Raw genomic sequence first — 24,423 nt, 5'->3', positions numbered from 1 at the left:
GGAGCCATGATGGAAAACCAGCCGTTCGTGATCGCCGGAGCAGGACTCGCCGGCGCAACCGCCGCCCGCACACTGCGCGAAGAAAGCTACGGCGGTCCCCTGGTCCTCCTCGGCGCGGAGAAGCACGAACCGTACATCCGGCCGCCGCTGTCGAAGGCCTACCTGGCCGGCAAGGAAGAAGCATCCGCGGCCCTGGTGCAGGAACCCGGCTGGTACGCGGACAACAACATCGATCTCCGGATCGGTGTCTCGGCCGCGTCGCTGCACCCCGGGGAGCATTCCCTTCGGCTCTCCGACGGCAGTTCCATGCAGTACGGCCGGCTCCTGCTGGCCACCGGCGCCGCCCCGCGGCGGCTGGACCTGCCCGGCTCCGACCTGGCCGGTGTCCACTACCTGCGCTCGCTCGAGGACAGCACAGGGCTGAAGTCCGCCCTCTCTGCCGGCGGCCGGCGCCTGGTCGTGATCGGGACGGGCTGGATCGGCATGGAGGTCGCGGCCACCGCGCGGACCCTGGGCAACGAGGTCACGATGGTCGGCCGGGACGACGTGCCGCTCCGTGCCGCCCTCGGCTCCGTAATCGGCAGCCGGTTCGCGGACAAGCACCGCTCCGAAGGCGTCATCATCCGCACCGGCACGCGCCCGATGGAGCTGGCCGGCGAGGACGGCCAGGTGTCCGAGGTCGTGCTGGACGGCGGCGAGCGCCTGCCTGCCGACCTGGTCCTGATCGCCGCCGGCGCGGTGCCCAACACGGCGCTGGCGGAGGCTGCCGGGCTCGCCGTTTCCAACGGGATCGACGCCGACGGCGGCCTGCGCACCTCCGCGCCCGATGTCTTTGCCGCCGGCGACGTCGCCAACGCCTACCACCCGGTCCTCGATGCGCCGCTGCGCAGCGAGCACTGGGCCAACGCGATCGAGCAGGGCATGACGGCGGCCAAGGCGATGCTCGGCCGGGATGCCGCCAATGACGCCATCCCGTATTTCTACACCGACCAGTTCGACATCGGCATGGAATACTCCGGCTATTTTCCGTGGGCCACCGCGGACCCGGTCATCCGCGGAAGCATGGACTCCCTCGAATTCATCGCCTTCTGGCTGCGTGAGGGACGCGTGGTTGCTGGTATGAATGTAAACATCTGGGATGTCCAGGAACCCATCCAGGACCTGATCCGCTCCCGCCGCCCCGTGGCCGCTGAGGATCTGGCCAATACCGACAAGGAGCTGACAAGCCTGTGAGCCAAGCGGCCCTGCACGGCACTTACCTGCCGGAGTTGGAACACCCGGTGCATACGTTCGGCTCCCGCCGGATCGACTTCAGCCGGCAGGTCGCACTGATGGCCATCATCAACCGGACGCCGGATTCCTTTTACGACGGCGGCAGGACCTTCGCGCTCGATGCCGCGGTCGACGCGGCGCTGGGTGCCGTGGACGACGGCGCGGACTGGGTGGACATCGGCGGCGTCCCGTTTGCCCCCGGACCTGCGTTGTCCGCCGCCGAGGAGGCGGACCGGATCGTACCGGTGATCGAAGCGGTACGGTCCCGGTCCGACGTCGTTATTTCCGCTGATACCTTCCTGCCCGAGGTGGCGCAGGCGAGCATCGCGGCCGGCGCGAACGTCATCAATGACACCACCGGGCTCCGTAACAAGGACCTTGCCGCCGTCGTCGCGGAAAGCGGAGCGCACATCGTCATCACCCACTCGCTCGCGGCGCCGCGGACCGTCTATCCCCGCCCGGAATACGCCGACGTGGTCGCCGAGGTCGGGGACTTCCTCCGCCGCAGGGTGGACGCGGCGCTGGAACTGGGCATCGCCGCGGACAAGATCATCATCGACCCGGGGCACGACCTGAACAAGAACACCCTGCATTCGCTGGAAATCACCAGGCGCTTCCGGGAGATTGCGGACATCGGGTTCCCCGCCCTGGCCGCGGTCTCGAACAAGGACTTCATCGGCGAGACCCTCGGACAGGAGAAGAAGGACCGTCTCGCCGGCTCGCTGGCGGCCGCAGTAATGTGCATCATGAACGGCGCCCGCGTTGTCCGCATGCACAACGTCGCCGAGGCCCGTTCCGCCGTGCGACTGGTCGAAGCCGCCTTCGGCTGGCGGGGTCCGGCGTACCTGAAGCACAACATGGGCGACGTCAACGAGCCGGCCCGCGGCTGATACGAAAGGCAGCGCATGGCATCGATGGCCCACGGCCTGGCCCCGATCAACCGGATCTTTCCCGAGCCCGTTACCGCAGCGACGGACGACCAACTGCTGCAGTGGTACGGCGATGTGCCGCAATCGGGGAACCGGGTCCGCTTCAATTTCGTCTCCAGCCTGGACGGTGCGGCCACGCTGGAGGGCCGGTCCGGCGGGCTGGGCAACGCCGAGGACCAGCACGTGTTCCAGCTGCTGCGGCGGCTGGCCGACGTCGTCCTCGTCGGGGCCGGGACCGTGCGCGCCGAAGGATACGGCGGTGACCTGCTGGGAGCCGAGGCCCGGCGGTGGCGTGCCGACCGCGGCATGCCCGAGCACCCCGCCGTCGCGGTTGTCTCCGGCTCGCTGGATCTTGACCCCTCCAGCGCGTTTTTCGGCGAGGCGCCGGTGCGCCCCCTGCTGTTCACCTCGGCCGAGGCCGACCCGGCCCGCCGGAAGGAGCTCGCGGCCGTTGCCGACGTGGTCGAGGCGGGGCAGGAACGGGTGGAACCGGCAGGAATCGTGCGGGCGCTGGCCGAGCGCGGCCTGCAGCAGATCCACTGCGAGGGCGGGCCGGCGCTGCTGGGCTCCTTCGAGGCGGCCGGCCTGGTGGACGAACTCTGCCTGACCGTCAGCCCGCTGCTCGTCGGCGGCACCGGGACGCGGATCGCCAGGTCCGGGGGCGGGCACCCGCCTCAGCCGCTCCGGCTGGTCCACGTCCTCGAATCGGATTCGATGCTGCTCCTGCGCTACGCCGCGCACCGTCCCGCGCCCGACGGCTCCCCGGCTGAATTAGGCTAGGATCCCGGGCACGAAGACGGAAAGGCGGCCGTGACTCCACCATCGCATTATGAGACCCTTGGGCTGCCCACCAGCGCCTCGGCCAAACAGATCAAGGCCGCCTACCGCAGGGCCGCGCGGGCAACCCATCCGGACCACGGCGGAGACCCCGCCGCGTTCCGGCAGGTGACGCTGGCCTACGAAGTGCTGAGCAACCCGGACACCCGCGCCACCTACGACCGGTCCTATGGGGCGGCCGGAGCTGCCGCCGCCCCGGCCGGCAACGCCGAGTCCTTCGCGGCCGGGCCGAACTTCACCACCGCCCCGCACCGGGCGCCGGACGGCCGCAACGCGGCGAAGGCCCCTGCGGTGTTCGTCCCGGCCTACGACTCACCCGCTGCATCGTCGGCCGTCCCCCTGGCGCTGGCTCGCCAGCAGATCCACGGCGTACCCCGCAAGCGCGGCATTTTCGGCGCGGCGTCGCGGCTGCAGCGCGAGGCGCGCACGGTGCGTCTGCTCTCCCAGCAGATCCTGCCCGACATGCCGTCCGCACGGCTGGTCAACGGCCTGCATTCACCGGACGGACGCGGCTATATCGACCATGCCCTCCTGGCCGGCTACCGCCTTGCCCTGATCGATTCCATGCTGCTGCCCCGCGGCATCTTCCAGTGGAACGGCACCACGCTGCGCAAGGACGGGCGCATCATCGAGCCGCCCAGCCTGGCTTCCGCGGTCCGGCGGATGCAGGACCTGTTCCCGGAGCTGAACGTCCAGGGCTGGACCGTCATCCACGCACCCGACGGCAACCTGCATGAGCCGGTGATCGACTATGCCCGCGGCTATGATCCGCACTCCCATTCCCCGGTGGACGTGGTCAACGCCGCGCGGCTGGTGCGCGAGCTGAAGTTCTTCCTGGCCTCCGGCCCCGCGCCGAATACCGTCCTGGTGCCGGCGCTCGGGAAGCTGCTCGCCGGCATGCACAAGTAGCCACCCTCCGCTGCTGCGACTGCGGCGGCTCGGGTCGTCGAGCAGTCCCCGCCGGCACGCTGATCCCGAACGTCTAGGATGAAACCTGTGTTCCGCATTCTCTTCTACACCCCCGAAATTCCCGGCAATACCGGCAACGCCATCCGGCTCGCGGCCATCACCGGCAGCGAACTGCACCTGGTGGAACCGCTCGGCTTCAGCTTCGAAGACTCCAAACTCCGCCGGGCCGGGCTGGACTACCATGACCTGGCCGTCGTCCACGTACACAAGTCGCTTGACGAGGCGTGGGAGGCCCTGCAGCCGGAGCGCGTCTATGCATTCACATCCGACGGCGAGCGGTCCTATGTCGACGTGGAGTACCGTCCCGGGGATGTGCTGATGTTCGGCCCCGAGTCTGTCGGCCTACCCGTTGAGGTCAAGCAGGACCCGCACATCACCGCACGGCTGCGGCTCCCGATGCTGCCCTCGCTGCGCTCCTTGAACCTGGCCAACTCGGCTTCCATCGCCGTCTACGAGGCGTGGCGCCAGCACGGATTCGCCGGAGCCAAGCTCTAAGCCGCCGCCGCGTGCCGCCCGGGATTCGCGCAGGTTCCGCGGCTATGCTGGAAACCTATGGACACGCCACTGCCCCGCGACAAAGCTTCCGCCAACGCCGATGACTTCGAGCCCGGTTCCTACCCCGAGCAGGAGCCCGCGGCAGAGCCGTCCGATGATTCCTCGGTGCTGCACGCGGACCAGCTGACGGTCGAGGACGAGATTCCGGAGCGGCGTCCAATGCCGCGGCGCACGAAGCTGGTGCTGCTGGTGGTCGCCGCCGTGGTGCTGATCGTCGGAGCGATTGCCGCGGTGCAGACCCTCGGCCGGTCCCCCGCCGATGCAGTCCTCGGCGCGGGAGACGTGGTGAAGACCAGCGTCGAGGGCGAGAATGGAGCCACCGCAGACGTGGCCGTGTCCGCGGACCGCAATGCCGCCGTCGTTACTTTCCGCGACCTTCCAGCGCCCGGCAACGGACAGGTCTACCAGCTGTGGAAGATTCCGGCCAGCGGTTCGGCGCCGGTCTCCGTCGGCTCGCTGAGCAGCGAAAACATCAGCGGCGAAGAGCCGGCCGTCGTGGAGAACATCTCGGGCTACAAGGCCGCCGCCCTGACCCTCGAGGCCCGCGGCGGAGCCCAGTCCCCCACCCCGCCGTTCACCCTCGAGCTTAAGCTCGCCGAGTAGGACGGGCGCGGGACCGACGGGGCTTGGAACCTGCCGGTCCCGCCCAACGCAATCGTCCCGCCAGGCCCCGGGCTTTGCGCGTCCCGCCAGGTCAGAAGCCGGCGATGGTGGACGCCGTGTTGATGCCGACCACGTGGAAGGCCTCGGCGCTGGAGCCCTCCGGCAGACAGCCGCGCCGCGCGTTCTCCTGCATCATGGCCCTGACCCGGCTTTCCATTTGCGCGACGTCCGGGTGCTGGCTGGCATGGACCCGGATGGCCGCGATCTTGACGTCGACCAGGTCCGTCACGTCCACGTAGTGGTTTTCCCGCTCCCGCGGAGCCCCGTAGAACCAAAGGTAGGGAAGCTTGTAGGCGGGCAACCCCGCGGCTGCCAGCTCCGGATAGGCGTAGGGGTTTTCGACCGCCGGGTAGACGGCGCGGGTGACGGCCTCGCCGCAGGCCAGGTGGTCCGGGTGGCTCTTCTGGATCCGGTCCCACGCGCGCTCCGGGTGCATGGCCAGTACGATCTCGGGCCGGATCCGGCGGATCAGCTCTACGGTCTTGCCGACCACCTCGTAGCTGGGTTCCAGGAAGCCGTCGCGCTCGTGGAAATAGTGGATGCCGCGGGCTCCGGTGATCCGCGCCGCCTCTTCCTGCTCCGCCGAGCGCCGGGCCACAATGTCCGGGCGGTGGGCCTCATCGAACCCTCCGGCGTCGCCGTCGGTCATGATGCAGTAGCTGACGTCGCTGCCGGCCGCAGCCCAGCGCGCGATCGTCCCCGCCGCCCCGAAATCGAGGTCGTCCGGGTGGGCGGCAAAGACCAGGACGCGCGCCGGCGCCAGCGCGGCGCCGGTTTCTTCCGGATCGGCCACGGCCGCCGCTAGCTCTTCCGCTTGCGGATCTCGGCCGCGGCCTGCGGCAGGACCTTGAAGAGGTCGCCCACGATGCCGAAGTCCGCGATCTCGAAGACCGGTGAGTCCGGATCCTTGTTGATCGCCACGATGACCTTGGAGGTCTGCATGCCGGCCTTCTGCTGGATAGCACCCGAGATGCCGGCCGAGATGTACAGCTGCGGCGAGACGGTCTGGCCGGTCTGGCCCACCTGAGCCGAGTGCTCGATCCAGCCTGCGTCCGTGGCCGCCCGGGAGGCACCGACCGCTCCGCCGAGGGCATCAGCCAGCTCCTCGACCGCCGAGAAGTCCCCGTTCACGCCGCGGCCGCCGGCGACCACGACGCGTGCTTCGGAGAGTTCCGGACGCCCGCTGGACGGCTTTTCCGTCCGGCCGGTGATCCGGGCCGCAGGCGCGCCGGCGGCCACCGAAACAGTCTCGGTCCGGGGCGCCGTGACCTGCGGGACGGTTTCGGCCTCGATGCTGTTGGCCTTGAACGTGATGATGGGCGTCCCCGTGCGGACCTGCGCCTCGACGGTGTAGGCGCCGGCCAGCACGCTCTTGGTGGCCGTGAAGTCATTTGCAACCGCAATGGCATCGGTGATGACGCCGCTGCGGCGCTTAATGGACAGCCGGCCGGCGATCTCCTTGCCGTCGAACGTGTTGGGCAGGAGGACCGCCTGCGGCTGCGTCCGGTCCATGGCCGCCGCGAGGAAGTCCGCCTTGCGGACGGCGAGGACGTCGTCCAGGTCCGCGGAATCCGCATGGACGACGGCGGCGGTGCCGTACTCGCCGAGGGCCGCCGACAGGCCGTCGCTGACCGGTCCCGGGACCGCAGCCACCGGCTCGCCGAGGCCGCGCGCGAGCGTCAGCAGTTCCCGGTGGCTCTTATGCAGTGCGCCGTCCGGAGTGTCGATGAAGACAAGAATGTTCGTCATGTTCGTAGAATCCTTTACGGGTCCGCCGCTGCTAAAGCAATTTCTGGCCGGCAAGGAAGTCTGCCAGGCGGATGCCGGCATCGCCCTCATCGGTGATGATGGTTCCCTGTGAACGCGCCGGGCGGGGCTTGGCCGCGACGACGCTGGCCCAGGCGCCCGCGGCGCCAACCTCCGCTGCGTCCACACCGATGTCCGCCAGGGAGAGCTGCGTGATGGACTTCTTCTTGGCCGCCAGGATGCCCTTGAAGTTCGGGTAGCGCGGCTCGTTGATCTGGTCGGTCACCGACACCAGCGCGGGCAGGGGCGCCTCGAGGGTGGCCGAGTGGCTGTCCGAGTCGCGCCGGGCCGTCACGGTGCTTCCCGCGACCTCCAGTTCGGAGGCGAAGGTGATTTGGGCCAGGCCGAGGCGCTCGGCCAGCTGGGCCGGGACCAGCGAGGTCTCGCCGTCAGTGGAGGCCATCCCGGTCAGGACCAGGTCCACGTTGCCCAGCGTGCGGATCGCAGCCGCCAGCGCCAGGGAGGTTCCGGCCGCGTCGGATCCGGCCAGGGCATCGTCACAGACGTGGAGGCCCTGCGTGGCCCCGATCTGCAGCGATTTCTTGACGGCGTTGACCGCCGCCGCAGGACCCATGGTCAGGGCGGTGACAACATTTCCGGCCTTGGGGCCGCCGCGGGCTTCGGAAAGCTGCAGCGCCGTTTCCAGGGCGTACTCGTCAAGCTCGGAGAGGATGCTCTCGTCCCGCTCCACGGTGTAATCGTCGTCGGACAAATGGCGGTCGAACTGGGCGTCCGGTACATGCTTAACCAGAACCACAATGTTCAGGGCAGGATCCTGCATCGTTGCTTCGTCTTCCTTCCGCGGTGCCCCGCAATGCTCTGCCGGTACAACTTACCTAACCATACCGGCAGCGCGGCGCACGAACGGGTCAGGTCCTGAACCGGAACGGCCGCGGCCCCCATACGGGAGCCGCGGCCGTGCCGCAGGCGGCGGGGTCACTTACCGGGATTTTCGCCGATCTTCACGTCCACAGTCTGCTCATTGCCTCCGCGCAGGACCTTCAGGGCTACGGTGCTGCCGACCGCGTGTTCGCGGATGGCAGCGGTCAGGGAGACGCTGTCCTCGATGACCCGGTCCTCTACAGCAGTGATGACATCGCCCTTGCGCAGCCCGGCTTCGTCGGCCGGAGAGCCATTGACCACGTCGGCGACCTCCGCGCCGACGGAGAACTGGGTTCCGCCGCTGGAGTTATCGGAGGCCTTGGCCGTGACGCTCACGCCCAGGTAGCCGTGCGTGGCCTTGCCGTCCTTGATCAGCTCGTCGGCGATCCGCTGGGCGTAGTTGCCCGGGATGGCGAAGCCGACGCCGATGCTGCCGCTGTCCTGGCTGGCCGAGGCGATCGCGACGTTGACGCCGATGACGTCGCCCTTGGTGTCCACGAGGGCGCCGCCGGAGTTGCCGTGGTTGATGGCGGCGTCCGTCTGGATGACGTTGAGGTAGATGCTGCCGCTTGACGAGGAAGAGGAACTGCCGTTGGAGTTCTCGTCCGGGAACTGGAAGTTCCACTGGTCATTCGGCGCGGGGCTCTGTTCTTCCTTCGGGGCTTCGGAGGACGAGACGCTGATGGTGCGGCTCAGCGTCGAAATGATGCCGTCCGTCACCGTTCCGCTGAGCCCCAGCGGGGCGCCGATGGCGATGGCCGTGTCTCCGACATTGAGCTTGTCCGAGTTGGCGAACGACGCCGGAGTCAGCCCGTCCGCCTCGATTTTGATCACGGCCAGGTCCGAGAGCGGGTCCGTCCCGACGACCTTGGCCTCGTGGACCTGGCCATCGCTCGTGCGCACCTCCAGGGTGGGATTCGAGGCCTGGCCGCCTAGGGTGACGACGTGGGTGTTCGTCAGGATGTGGCCCTCGCCGTCGAGGATGATGCCGGAGCCGGAGCCGCCGGAGTTTCCCGAGGCGACCGAGATCGTGACAACGCTCGGCGACGCCTTGGCTGCGGCTGCGGTGATTTCGTTGACGGAGTCGGTGTTGTTGACGATCAGCTGCTGGGCCGACGCGCCCGCCACGGACGCGACCGAACCGCCCGCCAGGGATTGGGCCCCGACGGCCACGCCGCCGCCGGCCAGGCCTGCCAGCAGCATGCCCGCCACCAGGGTCCCGCTGCCGAAACGTTTCTTCACCGACGGTTTAGTGGTCGGCGCCGGAGCGGCGCCGAATGCCTGCGGCTGCCCGAAGGACTGTCCCGAGTACTGGCCGTAGGACGGCGCAGACTGCGGATACTGCCCTTGGCTCCCGCCCTGTCCGTACGATGGCTGGCCGTACCCCTGTTGGCCCGAACCGCCCGGCCGCTGCCAGCCGGAGATCGGCTGGGTTGCCTGTGTCGACGTTGGGATGGACTGGGTATCGCCGGAGGCGGACGCCCCTGGTGCCTGGTCGGCAGAAGATGACCGGTCGGTATGGCCTTGGCCGGACGCAGGAGGAGTCTGCGGCTGCGGCGGTACTGCCGGGTTGTACCGGGGGTCGCCATCCCGATTGTGCTCAGACATGGTCTTCCTTTCTCGAAGCTGTCTCCACTATGCCTCGCTCCGCTGTGACTAGGACGCACGTTGGCTGGAAGTTATCTGGGAAGATGCCGAACGCCACATCGCCTCCCGCACCGGCGGAACCCTCATCTGACCTTGGGCGTTGGTTCGGTAGACGCTCCCCCGGGCGCACCATAGAATCGCAAGTGGGGGCGGGACGGAGGGTCTGCCTCTGGCAGCCGACACAATATCAGGCCGCCGTCCATGAGTGCACCACCAGGTGCTGAAGGGTTCTCGATGCGATCATTGCTCGCGCGGTTAGGGGCCGCTTTCGGCCTGTCCATAGTGCTCATGTCCCCCGCCGCAGCCATGGCCGAGCCCCCGGTCGACATTCCGCCCGGCGAGTTCGTGGTGGACCAGGCGAACGTCCTGGGGGCGGACAAGGCCGAGGTCGAAAACGCCGTCGAGGAATTGCGGCAGGAACACGGGCTCGGACTCTTCGTGGTCTACGTGGACACCTTCGAGGACCCCACGGATCCGCACGACTGGCTCGTAGCGACGGCGCAGAAGAAGGGCTTGGGCAGCTCGGACAGCATGCTCGCCGTGGCCGTCGAATCCCGCAAGGCATGGTTCCAGTCAGCCGAAGGCAGCGCGATCCGGCCGTACGACCAGCAGATCTTCCAGTCCATCAGCCCATCCCTGTCGCGGGGTGACTGGGCGGAGGCCGGCGTGCTTACCGCCCAGGCCATCTCGGATGTCGCTTCCGGCGGCAGCGGGGACGTCGGTTCCTCAGCTTCCGGAGGCTCGCTGGCCCCCGTGCTGCTTCTCGGTGGCGTTGTGGCTGCCGGAGGCGTGGGCACCTATCTCTACGTGAAGAACAAGCGCCGCCGGGGTCCCGGACAGCGGCAGCAGCACATCCAGGTCGGCCCTGACGGCCGTCCGCTGGACCCGCACCAAGCCATGAGCGTCGAGGACCTGAGGAAAAAGGCCGGCAGCCTGCTCATTGCCGCAGATGATGCCATCAAGTCGAGCGAGCAGGAGCTGGGCTTTGCCATGGCCCAGTACGGCGAGGACGCCGTCAAGCCGTTCTCCGATGACATCGCGGCGGCCAAAACCCACATGATGGAGTCTTTCAAGCTCCAGCAGCAGCTCGATGACCATATTCCGGACACCGAGGAGCAGCAGCGGGCCTGGCTCGGGGACATCATCCGGCGGTGCGAGGCCGTCAGCGCGTCCCTCCAGGAGCACAAAGAGGACTTCGACGCGCTGCGCGAGCTGGAGAAGAATGCGCCGGGTGCGCTGGCCGCAGCACGCAGCGCCGCGGAGGCAGCGCGGGGCCGGCTCCAGGCGGGCCGGGGCACCCTGGACCAGCTGCGGTCGCGCTACGCGGACTCGGCCCTGCAGCAGATCTCCGACAATATCGACCAGGCCCAGGAACGCCTCGACTTCGTTGCGAACGCCGGAGCCACCGCGGAGGAGAAGCTTGCCGCCGGGGACCGGAGCGCCGCCGTCGTTGCCGTCAGGGCCGCCGAGGAGAGCGTCCACCAGGCCAACGTGCTGCTGGATGCGATCGACAAGACCGCCAGGGACCTCGATGGAGCCAGGGACACGCTGGAACGCACCGTGGCGGACACGGCCCAGGACCTCGCCCAGGCCCGGGCGCTGATCGCCAACGGGCAGCATCCGGAACTGGCCGGGCCCGCCGCGCAGGTGGAGGCGGCGCTGGACACGGTGAAGCGCGAAATCGAAGGCGGCCGGACCGATCCGATTGCCCTGGTCCAGCGGCTCGAAGCGGCCAATTCGGAGCTGGACCAGGCACTCGCCGGCGTACGGGACGCGCAGGACCGGGCGCGCCGCGCCAGGGAGGTCCTCCAGCATGCCATCATGTCCGCCCGGGCCCAGATCTCCGGCACTTCGGACTACATTCGGGCCCGGCGCGGCGGCGTCGGCAGCGAAGCCAGGACCCGTCTCGCAGAGGCCGAACGGAATCTCGATTACGCCATCCAGATCGCGGACTCGGATCCTGAGCAGGCCCTCAACTACGCCCAGCAGGCCAGCGCCTTGGCTCAGCAGGCCGGCCAGATGGCGCAGCAGGATGTCGACGGCTTCGGCGGCATGGGCGGCTTCGGCGGCGGCGGTATGTTCGGCGGGCGCGGCGGCGGTTTGGGCGGCGCCATCCTCGGCGGCATCCTGATCGACTCCATCCTTCACGGCGGCCACCATGGCGGCGGAGGCTTCGGCGGCGACGGCGGCTTCGGTGGCGGCGACGTCTTCGGGGGCGGTGGATTCGGCGGCTTCGGCGGAGGATTCGGAGGTGGCGGATTCGGCGACGGCGGAGGTGCCGGCGGCAACTTCTAACTAGAGATGGACTCGACCAGCCTGACGGCTGTCATGGAAACCAGTTAGCAGATCGAAAGGTAATCCCTGTGGTAAAGCAATCAATTTTCGGCCGTATCTCCCAGCTGGCCAAAGCCAACATCAATGCCCTGCTCGACCAGGCCGAGGATCCGCAGAAAATGCTGGACCAGATGGTCCGGGACTACTCGAACAACATCGCAGAGGCCGAAAGCGCCGTCGCCCAGACCATCGGCAACCTGCGGATGCTCCAGGACGACCACAACGAGGACATGGAGAACGCCCGCAGCTGGGGCAACAAGGCGCTGGCCGCCAGCCGCAAGGCGGACGAGTACCGGGCCTCCGGCGACACGGTGGATGCCGAGAAGTTCGACAGCCTCGCCAAGGTCGCCATCCAGCGGCAGATTGCCTCCGAGAACGAGGCGCGGGGCGTCGAACCGACCATCGCGTCGCAGACCGAGGTCGTCGAGAAGCTCAAGACGGGCCTCAACCAGATGAAGGGCAAGCTGACCGAGCTGCAGAACAAGCGCAATGAGCTGGTTGCCCGCTCGCGCACCGCGGCCGCCCAGTCGCAGGTCCACGACGCGCTCAAGAGCATCGACATCATGGATCCGACGAGCGAGGTCAGCCGCTTCGAGGAGAAGGTCCGCCGGGAAGAGGCCCGCGTCCGCGGCGCGAACGAACTCGCGGCGTCCAGCCTCGACGCCCAGTTCGAAAGCCTGGAGGACCTGGGCGAACAGACCGAAATCGAAGCACGCCTGGCCGCGCTGAAGTCCGGCTCGGCGCCGGCTTCGCTCGAGTCGGGTCAGTAACCGCAGCCGGGAAAGGGCGGGGGGGGGGAGCAACCGATCCGCCGCCCCGCCCTTTCTGTATTCACCGCCGGCGTCCCCACCGCCGGCGTCCTCACCCCGCTGCCTCCACCCCGCTGTCGCCACCGCCGGGCCGGTCGCTGCCGGGGTGGTCCGCGTATTTGCGCCGGATGGCCAGCGGCAGCACCACCCACATCAGCACAAGCAGCAGAACCAGAACGGCGGCCGTGATGGTCGCAGCCGTCCGCCCCAGCACCATGTCAAAAATGAGCCACGTCGTACCGATCAGGATGAGTCCCGCGAACAGCATGGCTCCACGGATAATCCGATCGCTGTTGTCCACCAGCGCCAGTCGGATGTGCCGCCGGAAGAAGACCCGATGCATGTTCACGGCCGACAGCAGCAGCGCCGTGATGCTCGCCGAGACGAAGACCAGGACCAGGTAGACGGTGATCTGCAGGCCATCCAGCTCCGCAAATTTCTGCTGGAAGGGCAAGGTGAGCAGGAACCCCGCCAGGATTTGGATGCCTGTCTGCATCACCCGCACTTCCTGCAGGAGTTCGTACCAGTTCCGGTCCAGCTTCTCCGCCGGTGTCTCGTTGCGTCCGCGCGGAGGCTCTTCGAGCGCGTCGCGGGAATCAGTGCCCATGAGCCGACACTAGCGCGGGCCGGTGCACATTGTTCGCAAATGCAGGAAGGTCCCGGCCGGATTCCTCCGGTCGGGACCTTCATTCGTTGCGGGGAGAGGATTTGAACCTCTGACCTCTGGGTTATGAGCCCAGCGAGCTACCGAACTGCTCCACCCCGCGGCGCTCTAAATACCTTACAGGCCGCGGGGTGGCTGGGCAAATCGGACCGTTACGGCGCCGGCGTCTCGGTCGGAGCCGGGGTCGCCTGGCCTTCGGCCGGCGGGGTCTCGCCGGTGATCTTGCCTTCGGCTTCGATGGCCTGGCGAAGAGCAGCCTGCAGCTTCTCCTGCGCCTTGCCGTAGGCCGCGAAGTCGCCGTCGGCCAATGCCGCCTGGCCTTCCTGGATGGCGGCCGAAGCGGCCTGGAGCGCATCCTGCAGCGTCTTCTGGTTGTCCACCTCGGCGGGCGGGCCACCGGCGTCCTTCGGGGTCTCCCCCACGTTCCCCTGGTCCCCCGTGGTCGCGCCGGAATCGCCTTGGAAGACCTGGTCGAGGGCTTCGGACAGGGTCGGGGCGAATCCGACTTCCTCGCCGAAGCTGACCAGCACCCGGCGCAGGGTCGGGTAGGAAGAGGCTCCGGAGGACTGCACGTAAACCGGTTGCACGTACAGGATGCCGCCGCCGACGGGCAGCGTCAGCAGGTTGCCGTTGATGACCTCCGAGGCGCCCTGCCGCAGCAGGTTCAGTGCCTGCGAGACCGTTGTGTCCGAGTTGAACAGGTTCTGGGCCTGCCCCGGGCCCGGGACGGTGATCTCGCGCGGCAACTCAAGCAGCCTGAGCTTGCCGTAGTCTTCCGATTTCACGCCGTCCTTGCCGGTACCCGCGTCCGCCTCCGCGGACAGGAAGCCGTAGAGGACGTTGCGCGGCTCGCCGCCCGGCGCCACGAACGGAATGAACGGGGTCGTCAGGGAGAACGCCGCCGTGTCCTGTCCCGGCATCTTGAGCGACAGGTAGTAGGCGGGCTGTTTGACGTCAGTATTGGCGCCCAGCGTGGGATCGGTCGGAACGCTCCAGGCGTCACTGTTCTCGTAGAAGCGGCCGACGTCCGTCACGTGGTAGCGGGCGAGCAGTTCGCGCTGCACCTTGAACAAGTCCTCCGGATAGCGCACGTGCGCCATCAGCTCGGCGGACATGTCCTTGTACGGCTTCAGCGTGGTCGGGAAGACCTTCTGCCAGGCCTGCAGCAGCGGATCCTGGTCATCCCAGGCGTAGAGATCCACCGAACCGTCGTAGGCATCCACGGTGGCCTTGACTGCATTCCGGATGTAGTTAATGTCCTCCGGCGGCAGCGCGACGGCACGGCCCTCGGCGGTCTGGGTGTCCTGCGTGGCCCGCTCCAGCTGTTGCGGGGTCGAGTACGGGAAGTGTTCGCTGGTGGTGTAGGCATCCACGATCCACTTGACCCGGCCGTCCACGATCGCAGGGTAGGGGTTTCCGTCCACCGTCAGGTAAGGGGCGACCTTTTCCACGCGCTCGCGCGGATTGCGGTCGTAGAGGATCTGCGACTCGGAGTTGACCGTGTCCGAGAGCATCAGGTCGGTAGACTGGAACTTCAGCGCGTAGACGAGCCGGTTGAACCAGTTGCCGATGCTCGGGCCGCCCTCGCCCGTGAACGTGTTGCGCGATTCGGTGTCCGCCCCGGCGCTCTGCGGGCGGTCGATTTCGACGGGGGACGCACCCTCGGGGGCTCCGACAACCGAATAGTCCGGCGAGGACTCGCCGAAGTAGATGCGCGGCTCGTAGGTCGAGTCATCCCCGAGCTTGCCGGTCGAGGGAATCCCGCTGAGCAGGAACGACGGCTTGCCATCCGCCTGCACCTGGGAACCCGCGGCGGCGACGACACCGTAGCCGTGCGTGTAGAGGACGTGCTCGTTGACCCAGCCGGACGGGATGCCGCCGGTGTTCAGTTCGCGGACCGCGATGACGGTGTCCTGAACCTTGCCGTCGATGTTGTAGCGGTCCACGTTCAGGGTGTCGGAGAACTGGTAGTACTGGCGGAACTGCTCGAGCTGCGCGAACGCGTTGGACACCAGGTTCGGGTCCAGCAGGCGGATGTTCGCCGTCGTTTCGGCATCCTGGCGCAGGGCGCCGGCCTCCGCGTTCACGGTGGCGTCGTAGGAGGTGACCTCCGTGTCCTCGAGGCCATAGGCCAGTCGGGTCAGGCCTATGTTGCGCTCAATGTAGTCGGCTTCGAGGTTGCGCTCGTTCGGCGTGACCTGGAAGCGCTGGACCACCCACGGGTAGACGCCGCCCGCGAGGATGGCCGTCACGACCAGCATGGCCGTGCCGACCAGCGGGAGCCGCCAGCGGTTCATCACCGCAGCAACGACGAACAGGATGGCGACGATGATCGCGGCAACGGACAGGATCGCCTTGGTCGGAATGACGGCGTGCACGTCCGTGTAAAGGGCGCCGGTCCAGCTGCCCGAGTTGGACTGCACGGTGCTGTAGCGGTCCAGCCAGTAGTTGACGCCCTGGAGGACCAGGAAGAGCGCCGCAAAAACGGCGACGTGGATGCGCGCTGCGTTGGAGGCGAAGAAGCCCTTTTCCTCCAGCCGGATTCCGCCGTAGAGGTAGTGGGTAAGCAGCCCGGCGATGCCCGCGATCAGCACGACGCTGACGAGGAAACCCGTGATGAAGCCGAGGAACGGCAGGGTGTTGAGGTAGAAGCTGTAGTCCAGACCGAACTGGGGGTCCTGCTGGCCGAACGGAACCTGGTTGAAGAACAGCAGGACCGTCTGCCAGGCGGACGCCGCGGCGGTGCCGGCAAAGCCGCCGAGCACGATCGGAATGCCGACCATCAGCAGCTTGCGCACCGGTTCGAGCTGTTCCTGGTACCGGTTGAGGTTGTCCTGCATGGCGTTGTCCGGCGCGTACACCGGACGGGAACGGTAGGCCACGCGGAGGCTCAGGTAGACCGACGCCGCCATCACGAGGAACGCTACGACGAAGATCGCGATCCGGGTACCGTTCTCCTTGAGGAAGACTTCAAGATAACCCAGCTGGTCGTACCACAGGATGTCCGCGTAGACCTGTGAAAAGAACACGAAAGCGACCACGAGGACGGCCACCACAATCAGGGTGGGTACCAGGGGCGAACGCTTCTTCTTCAGCGGACTTGGTGCTGTTGGCCGGTCATCAAAGGGCCGGTCTGATCCGAAAGTCACTCTCTACCTCATTGTCTGCATGCATCGAGCATTACGGCGTGCCGGGGGCACAAAAACCCTCCGGTTGTTCCACGATTGCGCAGGCCTGGAGGTTCCGCTGCCTCCCATTCTGCCTTGCGGCACTGACTGGCGCGAAGCCAAGCGGAGGCAGTGCCGGATTCCGACACCCGATTGTGACTTTCAGCCGCAGGACGGTAACCCGGCCGTGTTGCCGCCCCCGATTTGTTCGACGGCCTTGACCGCCCCGTCCAGGTTGTCGACCTTGACCACCTGCATGCCGTCCGGGACATGTCCCGCGACTTCGCCGCAGTTGCCGGCCGGTGCCAGGAAGACGGTGGCGCCCTGGTCCCTCGCACCGTCCATCTTCTGGACGATGCCGCCGATCGGACCGACCTTCCCCTCGGCGTCGATGGTCCCGGTTCCGGCGAAGTGCTTGCCGCCCGTCATTTCCCCCGGCGTCAGCTTGTCGACGATGCCCAAAGCAAACATGAGGCCGGCACTCGGGCCGCCGACGTTGTCGAGCTGGATCTTGACGTCGTAGGGGAAATCGAAGTCCGTGCCCAGCAGGACACCGAGCTGGAATTCGCCGTCGTCGTTCGCTTTGGGACTGACGTCCACGTCCAGGTTCTTCCCGTCCCGGACCACACCGAGTTCAACCGGCTGGCCGTGCCCGGCGTTGAGCTCATCGCGCAGCACCTCGATCCCTGTGACCGGCTTGCCATTGACGGTAGCGACGACATCATCCATCTTCAGCAGGCCCTCGGCGGCCGCGTTGTCGGCAAAGCCGACGACGGTCATCCGCTGGTCGAACTTCACGCCCAAGTGCGCCAGCGCCGCGGCGACCGAGGTCTCCTGGGAGGATGTCATGGCTGCGGCGTTCTGGTTCTGGATTTCTTCCCCGGTCACTCCCGGAGGATAGACAAGTTCCTCCGGGGCGACGGTCTGCCGCGGATCGAGCCACGCCGCCGCGACCTCGAACAGGCGGACGGGATTCCGCGGCCCGCCGCTCATGTAGACGGTGGTCAGGTCCAGGTTGCCGGAGGTGGGGTAGGTCTTCTCCCCCGGTATTTCGATCAGCGTCCGGCTGTCCACGGCGCCGATGGTGTTGAACGACGGTCCCGGTGTCTCGATGACGTAGGGGGCGGGCAGCAATAGTGCGGCAAGCCCCAGGCCTGCCCCGACAATCCCCGCGGCCATCATGACCGGCCGGCGCCGGTTCTTCGGCGGGTTCGGCGCCGCCGGCGGCTGCTGGCCGCCGGTCGCCGTCTGCGTCGGGTCAGTCAATGGTTGTCCTTCCGGAAGCGGGCACGTCGGTGGAGAATGTCCTGCCCAAAGCCTACGCGCTCGGCGGGATCCGGCCGGTCATCCCGCCGGGCGCGACCGGTCGCCGCCAAGGATCACCGGACGGGCCGCCGCGCGGATTTGCCCTCAGCGAACCGTCGCGCTGCCGCGCGACAGGCCGGGAAAGCTACCGGTAACGTGGAACCAGCAGCAGTAAGGAGCGCCCGTGGCCCGCACTGCTGCCCAGGCCCTGTATCCGCGGCGACCCCCCACAAGGACCGGTGGTAGTGATGACGTCCAATCCAGCCAACAATGGCGATGATCCCCAGGATCCGCTCTCCGAGATGTTTGCCAAGTTCTTCGGCGGCGGAGAAGGCATGGATCCTGCGGAGATGGCCAAGGCGGCCGGCCTGCCCTCGGACCCGAACATGCTCGCGCAGATGTTCCAGCAGGTCCAGGCCATGATGAGCGCGGGCGGCGACGGGCCGGTCAACTGGAAACTGGCGCATGAGAGCGCCCGCCAGGTCGCCGCTTCCGACAACGATCCCTCTATCGGTACGAACCAGGCCCGTGAGGTGGACGAGGCGCTGCGGCTCGCCGAGCTGTGGCTGGACCCCGTGACCGATTTCGAGGGAACCGGCCTCATTGGCCAGGCCTGGTCCCGGGCCGAGTGGGTCGAAGCCACGCTTGACACCTGGAAGCGCCTGACCGAGCCGGTGGCCAACAGCATCGCGTTTGCGCTGACCTCCGCCATGACCGAGCAGGTTCCCGAAGAGATGAAGGAAATGCTGGGCGGTGCCCGGTCAATGCTGCAGAACATGGGCGGCGCGCTCTTCGGCATGCAGCTGGGCCAGGCTGTGGGGGCGCTGGCCAAGGACGTGGTCAGCTCCACCGATATCGGCCTGCCGCTGGCCGAGGGGAAGATGGCGCTGCTGCCGACCAATGTGAAGGCATTCGGCGAGGGGCTGGACATCCCCGAATCGGAAATCCGACTGTTCCTGGCCGTCCGCGAAGCCGCCCACGCCCGCCTCTTTATGCACGTGCCGTGGCTCGCCGGGCACCTGCTGGGCGCGATCGAGAGCTACGCCCGCGGCATCCACATCGATATGTCACGGATCGAAGAAGTGGCCCGGGAAATCGACCCCACGAACCCCGAAAGCATGCAGAACGCATTCTCGCAGGGCGTGTTCATGCCGCAGCGTACGCCCGAGCAGGAGGCGGCGCTGCTCAAGCTGGAAACCACGCTCGCCCTCGTGGAGGGGTGGGTGGACGAGCTCAGCGCCGCCGCCACGGCCAATCTGCCGTCCGCTGGCGCCCTGCGCGAAATGGTCCGCCGCCGCCGCGCCACCGGCGGCCCCTCGGAACATGCCTTCGCCGCGCTGGTCGGCCTGGAGCTCCGGCCCCGCCGGCTGCGCGATGCCGCCGCGCTGTGGGCCGCACTTAAGGAAGAGCGCGGCCTCGCCGGGAGGGACGCCATCTGGCACCACCCCGACCTGCTGCCGACGGCGGAGGACCTGGACGATCCCGCCGGCTTCAGCTCGCGGCGCCAGTTGCTCGATGCCTCGGACGCCGAAGTGGACGAGGCGCTCCAGAAGCTGCTCTCGGGCGGCTTCGATGAGCCGCAGGCCGGGAAAGATTCCGGTAGCGGCGGCGAATCCGACGACGACGGCGAAGCGGGGACCCCGGGCAAGGACCCCAAAGCACCCGACGCTTAGTCCGCGTCCGCCGTTCGCCCCTCGGCCCCGCCGTCGTTCTTGAGGCCCTTGGCCGTGGCGAAGTCGACGCCGTGCAGGAATCCCTTGGCCCGGTCCAGCTCGGGGTAGGACCGCAGCAGCCGCCAGAAGGCGGCGCTGTGGTCCGCCTCGATCAGGTGTGCCAGTTCGTGCAGGATGACGTAGTCCACCACCCAGACAGGCATGTCCGCGAGCTTGTCCGAGATGCGGATGGTCCTGCTCGCCGGCGTGGCCGAGCCCCACCGCCCGTTTTGGTTGGAGACCCAGCGGATGCTGCTCGGCTTGGGCGCACCGTCGATGTACCGCTCCGAGAGGGCCACAGCCCGCGCCATCAGCTCCCCGTCACCGGCCGCGAGCCGCTTCTGGCCGGCACTCTGGCGCGACTCCAGCTTCGAGATCATCCGCGGCACCCATTCGCGTTCCTCGCGGGCCGTGAAATGACCCGGCAGGGAGACGACCATGGTGTCGCCGCTCCAGGTTGCCGACACCGTCCGCCGGCGGCGGTGCGAGCGCTTGATCCGCACCGGCTTACCATCCGCGGTGGTCCACACCATCCCGGCCCTGGCGGCCGCCAGCAGGGACGGACCGCTGTCTGAATTCTGCATGCCATTGACGTTATCGTGCTCCGATCCCCCGCCGCACCATCCTGGTCCTCCCGGGCCGCCAGCTGTGGATAACTCCGGCGCGCCCGCGGCCGGGCGTGCCAGCATGGGAGTCCCAATCCGGCAGGAGGAACTGATGGCGGCCTACAGGATCAATCCGGGCCTGCGCCTGGTCGAACGCGCAGACACCGTCCAGATCGGCTACGGGTCCCGCGGCATGGTGCTCAGCGGAACCGACGCCGGGGACCGTCGGTTCCTGCAGCTGTTGCGCCGCGGCCTGCCGGAAGACGAGTTGGCGGCGGTAGCAGGCCGGTGCGGCATCAGTCCGGAACGCGGCCGCGGCCTGCTGGCCGCACTGGGACCGGTGCTGGTGGATTCCTCCGAGGCCGGCCCCACCGGCCTGCGCGCAGACCGGCTGGCGCCCGACGCGGCGCATTGGTCCGCCGTCTACGGGTGCGACTCTTCCGAACTGCTCGGGCGCCGGGCCAATGCGGCGGTCCACCTGATCGGCTTGGGGCGCACGGGAGGCGCGATCGCCTGCGCGCTGGCGGCAGCGGGAGTGGGCACGTTGCTGCTCGAGGACAGTGCCACCGTAAGCCCGGCCGACGTCGGGTCGGGCGCCTACCGCCTGGGGGACGTCGGACTGAACCGGGCCCAGGCGGCGCGGAAAATGATTGCGCACATCGATCCAACGGCGTCGACGCACATCATGATCAATACAACCGCCCCCGGGACGGCCGCGAGCAGGCCACGTTTCCTGGATCTGGTGGTTTATACCGACCGGGACGTGCCCTCAGCCGAAGCGGCGCGTGCCTTGGCGGAATGCGGCAATCCGCACCTGCCCGTCCTGCTCCGCGAATGCGATGCGCTGGTGGGGCCGCTGGTGGTCCCGGGCGAGACCGCCTGCCTCGACTGCGTGGACCGGCATCAGGCCGGGCAGGACCCCGACTGGAACGAGATCTCGGCGCTCCTGCGCCAGGATGCCGCCGCCGGACTGCCGTCCGTGGACGAGGCCGCGCAGTCAGTGGCGGCGGCAGGGCTGGCCGCACTCCAGGCCCTGCTCTTCCTCGACGGCAGGAACCGGCCCGCCGCCTGGTCCGCCGTCCTGCAGCTGCGCAGCGGGGACGGCACGGTCGGCAGGCACGAGTACAGCCCCCACGACGGCTGCGTCTGCCAGCTGCAGCCCGGCCTCCGCCCGGCGCGCCGGGTGTCCTAGTTCCCGGCCAGGATGCGCAGCACGTCTTCGCCGTAGCGTTCCAGCTTGGTTCGCCCCACGCCTGCCAGGCGGGAGAGCTCCTGCAAGGACTGTGGGCGGGCCTCCGCAATCGCGGTCAGGGTGGCGTCGGTGAAGATCACGAAGGCCGGCATGGCCGTTTCCTGGGCCACGTCCTTGCGCCACTCCCGCAGCGCCTCGAAGGTCGCTTCCTCGTACGTGGGCGGGCAGTTGTCGCAGCGTCCGACCTTGCGCTCGGCTCCGCTGGCCAGCAGGGTGCCGCACACCCGGCACTTCGCGGGCGCGGCCCGCTTCTTCCGGGTGGCGCCGGTGACCGGCCGTGCGGGTGCGGACGACGACGACCGCGGGCGGAGTCCGTCCAGGAAGCGCGAGGGCCGGCGGTGGGCCCGGCCTCCCGGCGTCCGGGCCAGCGACCAGGACAGGGCCAGATGCTGCCGTGCGCGGGTGATCCCGACGTAGAGCAGCCGGCGTTCCTCGTCCACGCCGTCCTCCGTGTCGGCAAAGGAGATCGGCATCAGCCCCTCGCTGAGGCCGACCAGGAAGACCGCCTCCCATTCCAGCCCCTTGGCCGAGTGCAGGGACGCCAGCGTGACGCCCTGGACCGTCGGCGCATGCTGGGATGCGGCGCGTTCTTCCAGCTCCAGGACCAGGTCGTGCAGCGTGAAGACCCCGCCCGCGGCCTCGCCTCGAGCGGTGTTGAGTTCGTCCGCGAGCGCGACCAGCGCGGCCAGGGATTCCCAGCGCTCACGCACCGCTCCCCCGGACTGGGGCGCCTCGTCCGTGTAGCCGAGGTTGCCGAGCACGTCACGAACCAGCTGGGGCACCGGGTCCGTTCCCGCGGCCCGGGCGCTCGCCCGCAGCTGGAGCATCGCGTCGCGGACCTCGCGGCGGGCGAAGAACCGCTCGGCTCCGCGCAGCTGGTAGCCGACGCCCGCGCCGGCCAGGGCCTGCTCGTAGGCTTCGGACTGGCCGTTGGTCCGGTACAGCACAGCGATTTCGCTGGCCGGGATGCCCTCGGCCAGCAGGCTCTTGATGCGCCCGGCGACCTGCGCCGCCTCGGCCTCGTCGTCGGGACACTCGGTGAATGACGGTTCCGGTCCGGCGGCACGCTGTGCAATGAGCTCCAGCGGCTCCGGCCAGGGATCGTTGCCGCCCCGGCGCGGATGCCGGGTGCGTTCGGTCAGCAGCGAGTTGGCAAGATGCACCACCTGCGGCGTCGACCGGTAGTCCCGCACCAGCTTGACCACCTGTGCGGACGGGAACTTCCGCGTGAACTCAAGCAGGTGGCGGGAGGTGGCGCCGGTGAACGAGTAGATGGTCTGGCTCGCGTCCCCAACGACGCACAGTTCCTGGCGATCTCCGAGCCAGAGGTCCAGCATCCGCTGCTGCAGCGGCGAAACGTCCTGATACTCGTCGACCACGAAATGGCGATACTGGTTGCGGACTTCCGCCGCTATCCGGGCATCCTCCTGCAGGATGCCGACGGTGATCAGCAGCACATCCTCGAAGTCGATGATGTTGCGGTCCGTCTTGACGTCCTCGTACGCCTGGAAGAGCCGGGCGACGGTCGTCAGGTCGAATCCGGCGGGTTCCGCCCGCCCCGCCGCCGCACGCACATAGTTGTCCGGCGTGAGCATGGAGACCTTGGCCCACTCGATTTCCGAGGCGAGGTCGCGGATGGCGGCCCGGTCGGCGGACAGCCGGAGCCGGCGCGTGGCCTCGGCAATGACCTGGGCCTTGTGGTCCAGCAGCGCCGGCTGCTGTCCTCCGACCGCCTGCGGCCAGAAGTACTGCAGCTGGCGCAGCGCCGCGGCGTGGAAAGTGCGGGCCTGGACACCACCCGCGCCGAGGTCCCGCAGGCGAGAGCGCATCTCCGCGGCGGCGCGGGCGGTGAACGTCACGGCCAGGATCTGCTGCGGCTTGTACACCCCCGAGTGCACGCCGTACGCAATGCGGTGGGTAATGGCCCTGGTCTTGCCCGTGCCTGCGCCCGCCAGCACGCACATGGGGCCGGTCAGCGTCGAGGCGACCGTGCGCTGTTCGTCGTCGAGTCCGCCCAGGATCCTGTCTTCCAGGCCGGCGGCCATGCCCGGCAGCGCCACGCTCAGCGTCCTTCCTTCGGCTCCGGCAGCGGACCGCCGTACCAGCGCTCAATCAACGCCCGCGCGATGGAGATGCCGCCGGCCACCTGGACCTGCCCGTTCTCGATTGCCGACGCCAGTTCCGCGCGCGTAAACCACTGGACGTCCAGGATCTCCACCCCGTCCGGCCGGGTCGCCGTGCCCGTAGCGGTTGCGGTGAACCCAAGCATGAGGGAGGACGGGAAGGGCCACGGCTGCGAACCAAGATACTGCGGGGAGCGCACGACGACGCCGGACTCCTCTTCGACCTCGCGGATCACGGCCGCCTCAAGCGATTCGCCCGGTTCCACGAAGCCGGCCAGTGTCGAGTACCGCCCGGCGGGCCACGCCGCGGAATGGCCCAGCAGCAGGCGGTCCTGTTCATCGACCACTGAGACGATGATCGCCGGGTCAGTGCGCGGGTAGTGTTCGCTGCCGTCCTCGGGGCAGCGCCGGACCCATCCGCCGGACTCGACTGCAGTGGGGGCGCCGCAGCGCGGGCAGTGCGTATGTGTGGCATGCCAATTGGAGACCGCCGCGGCCTCGACGAAGAGGCCGGCATCCTGCACCGAAAGCGTGGTGGCCACGTCACGGAGCCCCAGCCACTCGCCGTCGTACGTTCCCTGATCCTGTGGCGCCACGGTTTCCAGGACGATGTCCGTGCCGGCGGGCACCTCCGACCCCTCTTCGGCCCGGCCCAGGTAGATCGAAGCCGGGGGCAGCACGCGTCCAGCGGAGGGCAGCAGCACGATCTTTCCGTCACGGATCAGTGTCTTGCCGCCTGACATGAGCATCACCGCAGTGCTCTCCGCACCCCCGATCTTGTCCAGGAGGCCGGGGTCGCCACGCCGCTCGCAGCCGCGGTCCATGGTGCTCTGGGCGAGGGTCAGCCCGCCCAACGGTGGAAATCCGGCTTCATGCGTCGCGGTGCTCATAC

The 24,423-nt window shown here is 68.4% G+C and carries 20 protein-coding genes and 1 tRNA gene; 10 read left to right on the top strand and 11 right to left on the bottom strand.

Going from position 1 to position 24,423, the window contains the following annotated elements; genetic code table 11:
- Nucleotides 1-6 precede the first annotated feature (6 nt).
- The 6 genes from WFH44_RS06480 (at nucleotide 7) to WFH44_RS06455 (ending at nucleotide 5,165) form a co-directional block, all read left to right on the top strand.
- On the top strand, nucleotides 7-1,233 hold the full coding sequence (locus WFH44_RS06480) for an NAD(P)/FAD-dependent oxidoreductase (RefSeq protein ID WP_336712621.1): 1,227 nt from the start codon (nucleotides 7-9) through the stop codon (nucleotides 1,231-1,233).
- A complete protein-coding gene (gene folP, locus WFH44_RS06475) occupies nucleotides 1,230-2,162 on the top strand; it encodes a dihydropteroate synthase (protein ID WP_336712619.1) in 933 nt (310 codons plus the stop codon). The genes WFH44_RS06480 and folP overlap by 4 nt, the downstream gene beginning before the upstream one ends.
- A 15-nt stretch (nucleotides 2,163-2,177) precedes the next feature.
- The gene (locus tag WFH44_RS06470; RefSeq protein WP_336712617.1) at nucleotides 2,178-2,981 is read left to right on the top strand and encodes a pyrimidine reductase family protein; all 804 of its coding nucleotides are present in this window, start codon (nucleotides 2,178-2,180) and stop codon (nucleotides 2,979-2,981) included.
- A 30-nt stretch (nucleotides 2,982-3,011) separates the two neighbouring features.
- Nucleotides 3,012-3,947 carry a J domain-containing protein gene (locus WFH44_RS06465; protein WP_336712616.1) on the top strand — a complete coding sequence of 312 codons (936 nt, stop codon included), beginning with the start codon at nucleotides 3,012-3,014 and terminating at the stop codon, nucleotides 3,945-3,947.
- Between the two features lie 87 nt (nucleotides 3,948-4,034).
- The gene (locus WFH44_RS06460; protein WP_336712614.1) at nucleotides 4,035-4,502 is read left to right on the top strand and encodes a tRNA (cytidine(34)-2'-O)-methyltransferase; all 468 of its coding nucleotides are present in this window, start codon (nucleotides 4,035-4,037) and stop codon (nucleotides 4,500-4,502) included.
- 57 nt (nucleotides 4,503-4,559) lie between these two features.
- On the top strand, nucleotides 4,560-5,165 hold the full coding sequence (locus WFH44_RS06455; RefSeq protein WP_336712612.1) for an anti-sigma factor: 606 nt from the start codon (nucleotides 4,560-4,562) through the stop codon (nucleotides 5,163-5,165).
- Between the two features lie 91 nt (nucleotides 5,166-5,256).
- Here the strand turns inward: WFH44_RS06455 and WFH44_RS06450 are convergent, their stop codons facing one another.
- From WFH44_RS06450 to WFH44_RS06435, 4 genes are all read right to left on the bottom strand, one after another.
- The gene (locus WFH44_RS06450; protein ID WP_336712610.1) at nucleotides 5,257-6,018 is read right to left on the bottom strand and encodes a PIG-L deacetylase family protein; all 762 of its coding nucleotides are present in this window, start codon (nucleotides 6,016-6,018) and stop codon (nucleotides 5,257-5,259) included.
- Nucleotides 6,019-6,026: 8 nt separating this feature from the next.
- Complete coding sequence (locus WFH44_RS06445) at nucleotides 6,027-6,974, bottom strand: electron transfer flavoprotein subunit alpha/FixB family protein (protein ID WP_336712609.1); 948 nt, start codon at nucleotides 6,972-6,974, stop codon at nucleotides 6,027-6,029.
- Nucleotides 6,975-7,005: 31 nt separating this feature from the next.
- On the bottom strand, nucleotides 7,006-7,812 hold the full coding sequence (locus WFH44_RS06440; protein WP_336712608.1) for an electron transfer flavoprotein subunit beta/FixA family protein: 807 nt from the start codon (nucleotides 7,810-7,812) through the stop codon (nucleotides 7,006-7,008).
- 155 nt (nucleotides 7,813-7,967) lie between these two features.
- Nucleotides 7,968-9,521, bottom strand: a complete 1,554-nt coding sequence (locus WFH44_RS06435; protein WP_336712606.1) for a S1C family serine protease — start codon at nucleotides 9,519-9,521, stop codon at nucleotides 7,968-7,970.
- A 273-nt stretch (nucleotides 9,522-9,794) separates the two neighbouring features.
- Here WFH44_RS06435 and WFH44_RS06430 point away from each other — a divergent pair, with 273 nt between their 5' ends.
- A complete protein-coding gene (locus WFH44_RS06430; protein WP_336712604.1) occupies nucleotides 9,795-11,855 on the top strand; it encodes a TPM domain-containing protein in 2,061 nt (686 codons plus the stop codon).
- Nucleotides 11,856-11,923: 68 nt separating this feature from the next.
- A complete protein-coding gene (locus WFH44_RS06425) occupies nucleotides 11,924-12,664 on the top strand; it encodes a PspA/IM30 family protein (RefSeq protein ID WP_336712602.1) in 741 nt (246 codons plus the stop codon).
- Nucleotides 12,665-12,755: 91 nt separating this feature from the next.
- On the opposite strand, the gene WFH44_RS06420 is transcribed toward WFH44_RS06425, so the two are convergent.
- From WFH44_RS06420 to WFH44_RS06405, 4 genes are all read right to left on the bottom strand, one after another.
- On the bottom strand, nucleotides 12,756-13,310 hold the full coding sequence (locus WFH44_RS06420; protein WP_336712600.1) for a DUF6328 family protein: 555 nt from the start codon (nucleotides 13,308-13,310) through the stop codon (nucleotides 12,756-12,758).
- Between the two features lie 86 nt (nucleotides 13,311-13,396).
- Nucleotides 13,397-13,470 (bottom strand) — tRNA-Met (locus tag WFH44_RS06415).
- A 49-nt stretch (nucleotides 13,471-13,519) separates the two neighbouring features.
- Nucleotides 13,520-16,516, bottom strand: a complete 2,997-nt coding sequence (locus WFH44_RS06410) for a UPF0182 family membrane protein (protein WP_442892877.1) — start codon at nucleotides 16,514-16,516, stop codon at nucleotides 13,520-13,522.
- Nucleotides 16,517-16,696: 180 nt separating this feature from the next.
- A complete protein-coding gene (locus WFH44_RS06405; RefSeq protein ID WP_336712598.1) occupies nucleotides 16,697-17,800 on the bottom strand; it encodes a YlbL family protein in 1,104 nt (367 codons plus the stop codon).
- A gap of 287 nt (nucleotides 17,801-18,087) precedes the next feature.
- Here WFH44_RS06405 and WFH44_RS06400 point away from each other — a divergent pair, with 287 nt between their 5' ends.
- Nucleotides 18,088-19,512 (top strand): zinc-dependent metalloprotease, encoded by a 1,425-nt coding sequence (locus tag WFH44_RS06400; protein WP_336712596.1) that lies wholly within the window; start codon nucleotides 18,088-18,090, stop codon nucleotides 19,510-19,512.
- On the opposite strand, the gene WFH44_RS06395 is transcribed toward WFH44_RS06400, so the two are convergent.
- Nucleotides 19,509-20,135 carry a M48 metallopeptidase family protein gene (locus WFH44_RS06395; protein WP_336712595.1) on the bottom strand — a complete coding sequence of 209 codons (627 nt, stop codon included), beginning with the start codon at nucleotides 20,133-20,135 and terminating at the stop codon, nucleotides 19,509-19,511. The two genes, WFH44_RS06400 and WFH44_RS06395, sit on opposite strands and share 4 nt — an antisense overlap.
- A 103-nt stretch (nucleotides 20,136-20,238) precedes the next feature.
- On the opposite strand from WFH44_RS06395, the gene WFH44_RS06390 reads away from it, so the two are divergent.
- On the top strand, nucleotides 20,239-21,348 hold the full coding sequence (locus WFH44_RS06390) for a TOMM precursor leader peptide-binding protein (RefSeq protein WP_336712593.1): 1,110 nt from the start codon (nucleotides 20,239-20,241) through the stop codon (nucleotides 21,346-21,348).
- On the opposite strand, the gene WFH44_RS06385 is transcribed toward WFH44_RS06390, so the two are convergent.
- Nucleotides 21,345-23,453, bottom strand: coding sequence for an ATP-dependent DNA helicase UvrD2 (locus WFH44_RS06385; protein WP_336712931.1), 2,109 nt, complete (start codon nucleotides 23,451-23,453; stop codon nucleotides 21,345-21,347). The two genes, WFH44_RS06390 and WFH44_RS06385, sit on opposite strands and share 4 nt — an antisense overlap.
- 17 nt (nucleotides 23,454-23,470) lie before the next feature.
- Entirely contained in the window at nucleotides 23,471-24,421 is a 951-nt protein-coding gene (gene nudC / locus WFH44_RS06380; RefSeq protein WP_336712591.1) for an NAD(+) diphosphatase, read from the bottom strand.
- Nucleotides 24,422-24,423: the final 2 nt, after the last annotated feature.

The organism is Arthrobacter sp. USHLN218 (assembly GCF_037144715.1).
In the GTDB taxonomy this organism is placed as follows: domain Bacteria; phylum Actinomycetota; class Actinomycetes; order Actinomycetales; family Micrococcaceae; genus Crystallibacter.
The sequence above is the reverse complement of the archived record's forward strand: the minus strand, read 5'-3'. Positions and strand labels throughout refer to the sequence as shown.

What these genes read in the sequence shown, in the direction of transcription:
- WFH44_RS06480 (WP_336712621.1), top strand. Translation starts at nt 7, where the DNA reads ATGATGGAAAACCAGCCGTTCGTGATCGCCGGAGCAGGACTCGCCGGC.
- WFH44_RS06470 (WP_336712617.1), top strand. Translation starts at nt 2,178, where the DNA reads ATGGCATCGATGGCCCACGGCCTGGCCCCGATCAACCGGATCTTTCCC.
- WFH44_RS06455 (WP_336712612.1), top strand. Translation starts at nt 4,560, where the DNA reads ATGGACACGCCACTGCCCCGCGACAAAGCTTCCGCCAACGCCGATGAC.
- WFH44_RS06445 (WP_336712609.1), bottom strand. Translation starts at nt 6,974, where the DNA reads ATGACGAACATTCTTGTCTTCATCGACACTCCGGACGGCGCACTGCAT.
- WFH44_RS06440 (WP_336712608.1), bottom strand. Translation starts at nt 7,812, where the DNA reads ATGCAGGATCCTGCCCTGAACATTGTGGTTCTGGTTAAGCATGTACCG.
- WFH44_RS06435 (WP_336712606.1), bottom strand. Translation starts at nt 9,521, where the DNA reads ATGTCTGAGCACAATCGGGATGGCGACCCCCGGTACAACCCGGCAGTA.
- WFH44_RS06430 (WP_336712604.1), top strand. Translation starts at nt 9,795, where the DNA reads ATGCGATCATTGCTCGCGCGGTTAGGGGCCGCTTTCGGCCTGTCCATA.
- WFH44_RS06420 (WP_336712600.1), bottom strand. Translation starts at nt 13,310, where the DNA reads ATGGGCACTGATTCCCGCGACGCGCTCGAAGAGCCTCCGCGCGGACGC.
- WFH44_RS06400 (WP_336712596.1), top strand. Translation starts at nt 18,088, where the DNA reads ATGACGTCCAATCCAGCCAACAATGGCGATGATCCCCAGGATCCGCTC.
- WFH44_RS06395 (WP_336712595.1), bottom strand. Translation starts at nt 20,135, where the DNA reads ATGCAGAATTCAGACAGCGGTCCGTCCCTGCTGGCGGCCGCCAGGGCC.
- WFH44_RS06390 (WP_336712593.1), top strand. Translation starts at nt 20,239, where the DNA reads ATGGGAGTCCCAATCCGGCAGGAGGAACTGATGGCGGCCTACAGGATC.
- WFH44_RS06385 (WP_336712931.1), bottom strand. Translation starts at nt 23,453, where the DNA reads ATGGCCGCCGGCCTGGAAGACAGGATCCTGGGCGGACTCGACGACGAA.
- nudC (WP_336712591.1), bottom strand. Translation starts at nt 24,421, where the DNA reads ATGAGCACCGCGACGCATGAAGCCGGATTTCCACCGTTGGGCGGGCTG.